Here is an 8,586-nt window from a genome sequence, read left to right as displayed (position 1 = left end):
GCCAGACGGCCGTGACCGATTTCACGGCGCTTCGGCGAACCGACGCGGCCCGTTTCGCCGGTCGCGAACGGAGGCATGTTGTAGTGAAGCATGAAGCGTTCGCGGTACTCGCCTTCGAGCGCGTCGATGTTCTGCTCGTCACCCTTCGTGCCGAGCGTTGCCACCACCAGCGCCTGGGTTTCGCCACGCGTGAACAACGCCGAGCCGTGGGTACGCGGCAGCACGCCGGTGCGGATCTCGATCGGGCGCACGGTGCGCGTGTCGCGGCCGTCGATACGCGGCTCGCCGTTCAGGATCTGCGAACGGACGATCTTCGCTTCGATGTCGAACAGCACATTGCCGACCGTAGCCTTGTCGGCTGCGACCGTGCCGCCTGCGGCTGCGTCTTCTTCCAGCTTGGCCGACGTCGCTGCGTAGACTTCCTTCAGCTTGGTCGAACGGGCCTGCTTGTCGCGGATCTGATACGCGGCGAGCAGTTCGGCTTGCGCCAGTTCCGTCACGCGAGCGATCAGCGGCTCGTTCTTGGCGGCCGGCTTCCAGTCCCATTCCGGCTTGCCACCTTCACGCACGAGTTCATGGATCGCGTCGATCGCGATCTGCATTTGCTCGTGACCGAACACCACGCCGCCGAGCATCACTTCTTCGCTCAGTTGCTGCGCTTCCGATTCCACCATCAACACCGCGCGTTCCGTACCGGCGACGATCAGGTCGAGCGCCGATTCCTTCATTTGCGGACGCGTCGGGTTCAACACGTATTCGTTGTTGATGTAGGCCACGCGTGCAGCGCCGACCGGACCGTTGAACGGCAGGCCCGACACAGCGAGCGCCGCCGACGCGCCGATCAGCGCGGGGATATCAGCAGGGATTTCCGGGTTCAACGACAGGACGTGGATCACAACCTGAACTTCGTTGTAGAAGCCTTCCGGGAACAGCGGGCGCAGCGGGCGGTCGATCAGGCGCGAGATCAGCGTTTCGCCTTCCGAAGGACGGCCTTCGCGACGGAAAAAGCCACCTGGGATCTTGCCGGCAGCGTAGGTCTTTTCGAGGTAGTCGACGGTCAGCGGGAAGAAGTCCTGACCCGGCTTGGCGGTCTTGGCGCCTACTACGGTTGCGAGCACAACGGTATCTTCGATATCGACGATCACAGCACCGCCAGCCTGACGAGCGATTTCGCCCGTTTCGAGGCGAACATTATGTTGGCCCCACTTAAATTCTTTGACGATTTTATTGAACATAGTCATTTTTTCGCTCCATCGTTATGCCGCGCGGACCAGAAGCGGCGCGGCAACGCAAGGACCGGCGCTACATGGGAAGAGGAGTGTTATTTATGCCATTCCAGAGAACCACGCCCTACGCTAAGTACGTGCGCGAACCGCTGGAATGACACAAAGCTCTGCCCTGAAGCCCGGCTGTGTTGAGTGTTGCCCGTCGCATGAACCGTCACGCTACCGCGGACAACCACCGGTGCACCTCACATGAAGCGCACCGTTCAAAAACAAAATGCCTGTATCAGTGAAACTGACACAGGCATCTTGCTGAGAGCGCCTTACCGCGCGCCCAATTACTTACGCAGACCCAGCTTCTCGATCAGTGCGCGGTAACGGTCCGCGTCCTTACCCTTCAGGTAGTCGAGCAGCTTACGACGACGGCTCACCATGCGCAGCAAACCGCGGCGGCTGTGGTGATCTTTCGTGTGGGCCTTGAAGTGAACGGTCAGTTCGTTGATGCGGGTCGTCAGCAGAGCGACCTGAACTTCGGGGGAGCCGGTGTCGTTAGCAGCGCGTGCAAATTGCGCAACGACTTCGGACTTCTTGCTTGTTTCAACTGCGGTCATATCAAATTTTCCTTGAGAACTAAACAGGCGGTCACGGAAGAAAGGCCGTGCCGTGGCTTACAACGAGGGGCGTATTGTAGCACAGGCTGTACTGGCCGCCAGCCCGGTCTTATAGGCGGGATTCTGGCCGGAGGCGGGTCGAATCCACGGCTGATCCAGGCCAGCGGCGCATCGGACGTACGGGTACCGGTTCAGACACACGCTCGACGCGCCTACCTATGGCCGTGTCATCCGGCATGTGGTTAGTGGGACGGTGCGCTCGGGCGGCAGCGCCAGCACCGTGCGAAAACCATAACCCGAACCCTCGTTGTCAAAGCGCACGCCGGGCGTGCCAGCCTTGTCCATCTCCATCACGTAAAGGGGCTGGATCATTTGATGATCGTCGGCACGCATCCAGGACGAGTGGAAGCCGTTGTCGAACTTCATATTCTCCAGTGCCCTCGCAACCGCCTCCGGCTGGGCGCTGCTGGCTTTATTCATGGCTGCGGCGAGGATTTCGATCATCAGTTCCATGCGCAACACCGGGTAGTCGTCTTGCGCGGCCGGGTAGCGGGCGCGGAACGCCTTGTACCAGGCATCCGAGGCGTCGCCGAGCGCGGCCGGCGCGCCAAGGCTGTTGCCGTAGAAGGTGTAGAAACTGGTATTCAGACCCTGCTCGCGGGCGGCTTTGACGAGCAGCGTCAGATCGTTGCCCCAGTTTCCCGTCACGACCGCATCGGCACCGCTTGCGCGGATCTTGGCGATATATGGCGCAAAATCCTTCACGCGGCCAATCGGGTGAAACTCGTCGCCGACAATCGCAATATCAGGGCGTCTCGCCGCCAGCGATGAACGGGCGAGCGCGCTGACATCATGGCCAAAGCTGTAGTCCTGATTCAGCAGGTAGACCTTCTTGACCGACGGGTCGCGCTGGATCACGTCGGCGAGCGCATCCATGCGCATACTCGCGTGCGCGTCGAAGCGGAAGTGCCAGAAACTGCAGGCGGCATTGGTCAGCGCGGGATCGTCGGCGGAGTAGTTGAGAAACAGCTCACGGTTATCGGGCTCGCGGCTGTTCTGCTTGTCGATCGCGCCGATCAGCGCCCCCGCGACCGCCGAGCTGTTGCCCTGCAGGATATAGCCGATATGGCGGTCCGCGGCCGCGCGGAGTTGCAGCAGCGCCTCTTCGGGGCTGCCCTTGCTGTCCAGCACGACAAGTTCAAGCGGATGCGCGCCGTCGGCCAGCTTGACGCCACCATGCGCATTCACCGTTTCAACGCCGAAGCGCAGATTGCGCTCGACCGCCGCTCCTGCGTTCGCGAACGGACCGGACATGCCTTCGATCAGCGCGAGCTGGATCGGCGTGCCGCCCGGCGCCGGGCTCGACTGTGCCCCCGACCCATTGGCGACTTGCGTGGCCGCCTGCGCCGCTGTCATCACTACCGCCGCCAGCGCCGCCGCGGCGACGCGCCCCCACTTCGCCGTCATGCGCAGCGCTCCTCAGAATCGTCCGAAGCGCGGATCATAGGGCGCACGGCGTGGAATAAGCAAGTGCTGCCGCTCGTTAACGAGTTGAGTGAGTTAACTGCAGTTTGACTTCACCACCTTGATACGTCGTGGGACTGCCGGCGTGTCAAAATATTGTGTATCGAGAATAAAAACCGTCATCCAATGCCATCGGAGGAATTCATGCTTACCCGCCTCACATCCGCGTTCGCCTCGACCATTGGGTCGGCACGACGGCGGCACGGACATCTGCGGCGCGCGGCGCTGGCCAGCCTCGGCGCGCTGTTGCTCGCGGGCTGCGTGCAGCCGTGGCAGCAGTTCCAGCAGGGCGAGGACGAATCCACCATCGTCGCCAAGCTTGGCGCCCCGCGGGAAGTCTACGATCTGCCGAACGGCGGCAAACGCCTGATGTGGCCCACCCAGCCGATGGGTGAAACCACCACCGCCGCGGATATCGACGGCTCCGGCAAGATCGTCAGCGTGCGCCAGGTCCTGCAACCCAACGAGTTTTACAAGGCCGACATCGGCAAGTGGACCAAGAGCGACGTGCTGGTCAATTTCGGGCGTCCGGAAGAAACCTCGTACTACCCGCTGATGAAGCGCGAGGTCTGGACCTATCGGTACCTGGAAGACAACGTCTGGTACATGATGTACAGCTTCTATTTCGACGATCAGGGCATATTGAGAACTACGCAGAAATCGCCTGATCCGCTGCACGATCCAGATCGCCGCAGTTTCTTCTGAGCGCGCTGGCCGGTTTCCGAAACCAGAAGCTGGAAACCAGAAGCCAGATGCAACAAGGCCCTCGCCATTGTGTGGCGAGGGCCTTTTTTGTGAACCGTGGCGCGGGTCGCGCCGCCGGCCTTACACGCCTTCCGAACGCTGCGGATTGAGCTTGTCGACGTTCGAATACAGTTTGTTGAGCGCCGAGATATACGCTTTCGCGGATGCCGCGACGATATCCGGATCGGTACCGACGCCATTCACGATGCGTCCGCTCTTCGACAGCCGCACAGTCACTTCACCCTGCGCCTGGGTGCCGGTCGTAATCGCGTTCACCGAATACAGCAGTAGCTCAGAGCCGCTGCCGACTTCCGTCTCAATCGCATTGAGCGTGGCATCCACCGGGCCGTTGCCGCGTGCTTCACCGGTCACTTCCTTGCCTTCGACGGTGAACACGATGCGCGCATGCGGCTGCTCGCCCGTTTCCGAATGCTGCGACAGCGACAGGAACTGGTAGTGCTCCTTTTGCTGCGCCTCCGCCGATTCTTCGGTGACGATCGAAATGATGTCTTCGTCGAAAATCTCCGACTTGCGATCAGCAAGTTCCTTGAAACGCGCAAACGCCGTATTCAACTCGCCTTCGCTTTCGAGCGAAATGCCCAGTTCCTGCAGACGCTGCTTGAACGCATTGCGGCCCGAAAGCTTGCCGAGTACGATCTTGTTAGCGCTCCAGCCCACGTCTTCAGCACGCATGATTTCGTAGGTGTCGCGCGCTTTCAGCACGCCGTCCTGGTGAATGCCCGACGCGTGCGCGAAGGCGTTCGCGCCGACCACAGCCTTGTTCGGCTGCACCACGAAACCGGTGATCTGCGACACCAGCTTCGAGGCCGGCACAATCTGCGTCGTATCGATGCCGAGTTCGAGGCCGAAGTAATCCTTGCGGGTCTTCACGGCCATCACGATTTCTTCGAGCGAGGTGTTGCCCGCGCGCTCGCCGAGACCGTTGATCGTGCACTCCACCTGACGCGCGCCACCAATCTGGACGCCCGCCAGCGAGTTCGCCACGGCCATGCCGAGGTCGTTATGACAATGCACGGAGAACACCGCTTTGTCCGAATTCGGAATCCGTTCGCGCAGCGTCTTGACGAGCTGGCCGTACAGTTCCGGCACGCCGTAGCCGACGGTGTCCGCGATATTGATCGTCGTGGCGCCTTCGGCAATCACCGCTTCCAGCACGCGGCACAGAAAATCCATGTCCGAGCGGCTGCCGTCTTCCGGCGAAAATTCCACGTCGTTGGTGAACTTGCGCGCGAAGCGCACGGCCAGCTTCGCCTGCTCGAACACCTGGTCCGGCGTCATGCGCAGCTTCTTTTCCATGTGCAGCGGCGACGTTGCAATGAACGTGTGGATGCGGAAATGATCGGCGGGTTTCAGCGCATCGGCGGCGCGCTGGATGTCCTTGTCGTTGGCGCGGGCGAGCGAGCAGACCGTGCTGTCCTTGATCATCGAGGCGATCGTCTGGATCGCGTCGAAATCGCCGTTCGAGCTGGCCGCAAAGCCGGCTTCGATGATGTCCACCTTCATCCGCTCCAACTGTTTGGCGATGCGGATTTTTTCTTCCTTCGTCATCGACGCACCGGGCGATTGCTCGCCATCGCGCAACGTCGTGTCGAAAATGATCAGTTTGTCTGCCATCTCGGGTCTCCTGGGAGGATTCGGTCAAATAGGGGATCGAAAAACGAAATTCGGGTGTTTGCGCCACCGCAGGCGACGCCAAACAACGAACGAGGCAGACGGGGGGCGAAAACGATCAGCGCGGTAGACGCGCTAGCGCTAGCACGCATAGAAGCGCACCGGCTTGAAGAGACTGGAAGGGGAGCTGGGAAGTAACCATCCGCAGACTATAGCGGCATTCGGAAAATCGTGCAATTGGCTCGAAACCTGACGCTGCGGCCGCATCCGAAGTCGGCTGGGGCGTCTGCCAGGCGGCGTGCCCATCAATGGAAAACGGCAGCCAGAAGGCCGCCGTTTCGATCGTCACAAGACACGGAAAGCACCGCGCTGAGCGGAACGTATGGGCTTGCACCCAAGCCGCGCCACTCCGCACGTCAGCCTAAGCGTCAGCGCTCACGCTGCACCGAGCGAGCCGGATTGGCCCTGCCTCGCAGGGCCTGGTAACCCCAGAACACATAGCCCGACAGGCCATACAGCACAAACAGGCCAAACAGCATCAACGGCGGGTCGGACGACACCAGCACGAAGGCCATCACCACCAGCAGGATCACACCGAACGGCACACGGTGCCGTACATCAAGCGCCTTGCCGCTGTAGAACGGCGCGTTAGACACCATCGTCACGCCGGCATAGATGGTCAGCACGAAGGCAACCCACGGCAGCCAGACCAGCTTGACGGGCACGCGGTTATCGGTGGCGAGCCACACGAAACCCGCAATCAGCGCCGCCGCCGCCGGACTCGGCATGCCCTGGAAGAAGCGCTTGTCGACCACGCCGATATTGGTGTTGAACCGCGCCAGGCGCAGCGCCGCGCCCGAGCAGTAGACGAACGCCGCAAGCCAGCCCCAGCGGCCCAGGTCCTTCAGCACCCACTCGTACATGACGAGCGCCGGCGCCACGCCGAACGACACCATATCCGAGAGGCTATCGAACTGTTCGCCGAATGCGCTTTGCGTATGCGTCATCCGTGCGACCCGGCCGTCCATGCCGTCGAGCACCATGGCGACGAAAATCGCAATCGCAGCCACTTCAAAGCGCACGTTCATGGCCTGCACGACTGCGAAGAAGCCGCAGAACAGCGCCGCTGTAGTGAACGCATTGGGCAGCAGGTAAATGCCGCGCTTTCTCAGAAACTGCTGGCGCGCCGCGCGGCGGCTGTCGATCGGCACCGCGTCCTGCACCATCGGCTTGTTGCGGCGAAACGGCCGCGGCTGCGCTGCAGCCGTGCTACGGGGACGACGCTTGAATGCGGCCATCGGAAAAACCTCCCTTATGCCGCTTTATAGTTCGAGTTCGGCAAGAATGGTCGACGATGCCGAAACCTTCTCGCCAATCGACACACGCGGACGGCTGCCCACCGGCAGATACACGTCGACACGCGAGCCGAAGCGGATAAACCCGTAACGCTGACCGCGCGTGAGCGGCTCGCCGGAGCGCACATAGCAAAGAATGCGGCGGGCGATAAGACCCGCAATCTGCACCGAGGTCACGGTATGGCCGCTGGCCGTCTGGATCACCAGCGCGTTGCGCTCGTTTTCGGTCGAAGCCTTGTCCACCGCGGCGTTCAGGTACGCACCCGGGAAATATTCGACCTTCGAAATCGCACCGTCCACCGGCGAGCGTTGCGAGTGGACATTGAACACGTTCATGAACACGCTGATTTTCAGCGCTTCGCGGTTCGCATACGGATCGTGCGTCGTTTCGACGGCAACGATGCGGCCGTCGGCCGGGCACAGCACGGCGTTGGGTTGCGTGGGGATGGGACGAGCCGGATCGCGGAAGAACTGCACGACGAAGATGAGCAGCAGCCAGAACAGCCAGGCAAAGCCGAATCCCGCGAAGGCTTGGATCAACAACGCAACGACGGCCGCGATGGCAATAAATGGCCAGCCTTCGCGCGCGATGATCGGATGAGGGTAATTCATGGATTGGCTTCTGTATTTTTGTAAAACCGTAGGATAGCAAAAGCCGCCCAGGGTTCAGCACCCTTGGACGGCTTTTTGCATGGCCGGCGCCTCGCGCAAGTGCGCCGCGCCAGTCAGGAACGACAGCTAGCCTAGTTCTTCGACTGGTCGACCAGCTTGTTTGCAGCGATCCACGGCATCATCGAACGCAGCTTCGCACCGACCGTTTCGATCTGGTGTTCAGCCGTCAGACGGCGGCGCGATTGCAGCGTCGGTGCGCCAGCCTTGTTTTCGATGATGAAGCTCTTGGCATATTCGCCCGTCTGAATGTCGGTCAGCACCTGCTTCATCGCCTTCTTCGTTTCAGCCGTCACGATCTTCGGACCCGTCACGTACTCGCCGTATTCGGCGTTGTTCGAGATCGAGTAGTTCATGTTGGCGATGCCGCCTTCATAGATCAGGTCGACGATCAGCTTCAGTTCGTGCAGGCATTCGAAGTACGCCATTTCCGGCGCGTAGCCCGCTTCCACCAGCGTTTCGAAGCCAGCCTTGATCAGGTCGACCGTACCGCCGCACAGAACCGCCTGTTCGCCGAACAGGTCGGTTTCGGTTTCTTCGCGGAAGTTGGTTTCGATGACGCCGGCACGGCCGCCACCATTCGCTGCTGCGTACGACAGCGCGATGTCACGTGCTGCGCCCGACTTGTTTTGCGCGACAGCGATCAGGTGGGGCACGCCGCCACCTTGCGAGTAGGTGCTGCGCACCGTGTGGCCCGGCGCCTTCGGCGCGATCATGATGACGTCCAGATCCGCACGCGGGATCACCTGGCCGTAATGCACGTTAAAGCCGTGTGCGAAAGCAAGCGCCGCGCCTTCCTTGATGTTGGCGTGCACTTCCTTGGCATAG

General features: G+C 61.3%; 8 protein-coding genes. 1 reads left to right on the top strand and 7 read right to left on the bottom strand.

Annotated features, from left to right (window positions below):
* The 3 genes from pnp to M0954_RS19275 all read right to left on the bottom strand — a co-directional run.
* On the bottom strand, positions 1–1,241 hold a 1,241-nt coding region (gene pnp, locus M0954_RS19285; protein WP_297354933.1), incomplete at its 3' end, for a polyribonucleotide nucleotidyltransferase.
* A gap of 320 nt (positions 1,242–1,561) precedes the next feature.
* Entirely contained in the window at positions 1,562–1,834 is a 273-nt protein-coding gene (gene rpsO, locus M0954_RS19280) for a 30S ribosomal protein S15 (protein ID WP_074265315.1), read from the bottom strand.
* Between the two features lie 216 nt (positions 1,835–2,050).
* Positions 2,051–3,301, bottom strand: a complete 1,251-nt coding sequence (locus M0954_RS19275; RefSeq protein ID WP_297354931.1) for a branched-chain amino acid ABC transporter substrate-binding protein — start codon at positions 3,299–3,301, stop codon at positions 2,051–2,053.
* 201 nt (positions 3,302–3,502) lie between these two features.
* Between M0954_RS19275 and M0954_RS19270 the strand changes: the two genes are divergently transcribed.
* Entirely contained in the window at positions 3,503–4,063 is a 561-nt protein-coding gene (locus tag M0954_RS19270) for a hypothetical protein (RefSeq protein WP_185090039.1), read from the top strand.
* Between the two features lie 120 nt (positions 4,064–4,183).
* Here the strand turns inward: M0954_RS19270 and M0954_RS19265 are convergent, their stop codons facing one another.
* The 4 genes from M0954_RS19265 to ilvC all read right to left on the bottom strand — a co-directional run.
* Positions 4,184–5,737 carry a 2-isopropylmalate synthase gene (locus tag M0954_RS19265; RefSeq protein ID WP_123384469.1) on the bottom strand — a complete coding sequence of 518 codons (1,554 nt, stop codon included), beginning with the start codon at positions 5,735–5,737 and terminating at the stop codon, positions 4,184–4,186.
* Between the two features lie 425 nt (positions 5,738–6,162).
* Positions 6,163–7,032 carry a CDP-diacylglycerol--serine O-phosphatidyltransferase gene (gene pssA, locus M0954_RS19260; protein ID WP_123384470.1) on the bottom strand — a complete coding sequence of 290 codons (870 nt, stop codon included), beginning with the start codon at positions 7,030–7,032 and terminating at the stop codon, positions 6,163–6,165.
* Between the two features lie 24 nt (positions 7,033–7,056).
* Positions 7,057–7,701 carry a phosphatidylserine decarboxylase gene (locus M0954_RS19255; protein ID WP_123384471.1) on the bottom strand — a complete coding sequence of 215 codons (645 nt, stop codon included), beginning with the start codon at positions 7,699–7,701 and terminating at the stop codon, positions 7,057–7,059.
* A 131-nt stretch (positions 7,702–7,832) separates the two neighbouring features.
* A partial coding sequence (gene ilvC, locus M0954_RS19250; protein ID WP_297354929.1) for a ketol-acid reductoisomerase occupies positions 7,833–8,586 on the bottom strand: 754 nt, incomplete at its 5' end.

The sequence above is a fragment of the Paraburkholderia sp. genome (genome assembly GCF_026225065.1).
GTDB lineage: Bacteria > Pseudomonadota > Gammaproteobacteria > Burkholderiales > Burkholderiaceae > Paraburkholderia.
This window is presented reverse-complemented; position numbering and strand designations above follow the sequence as displayed.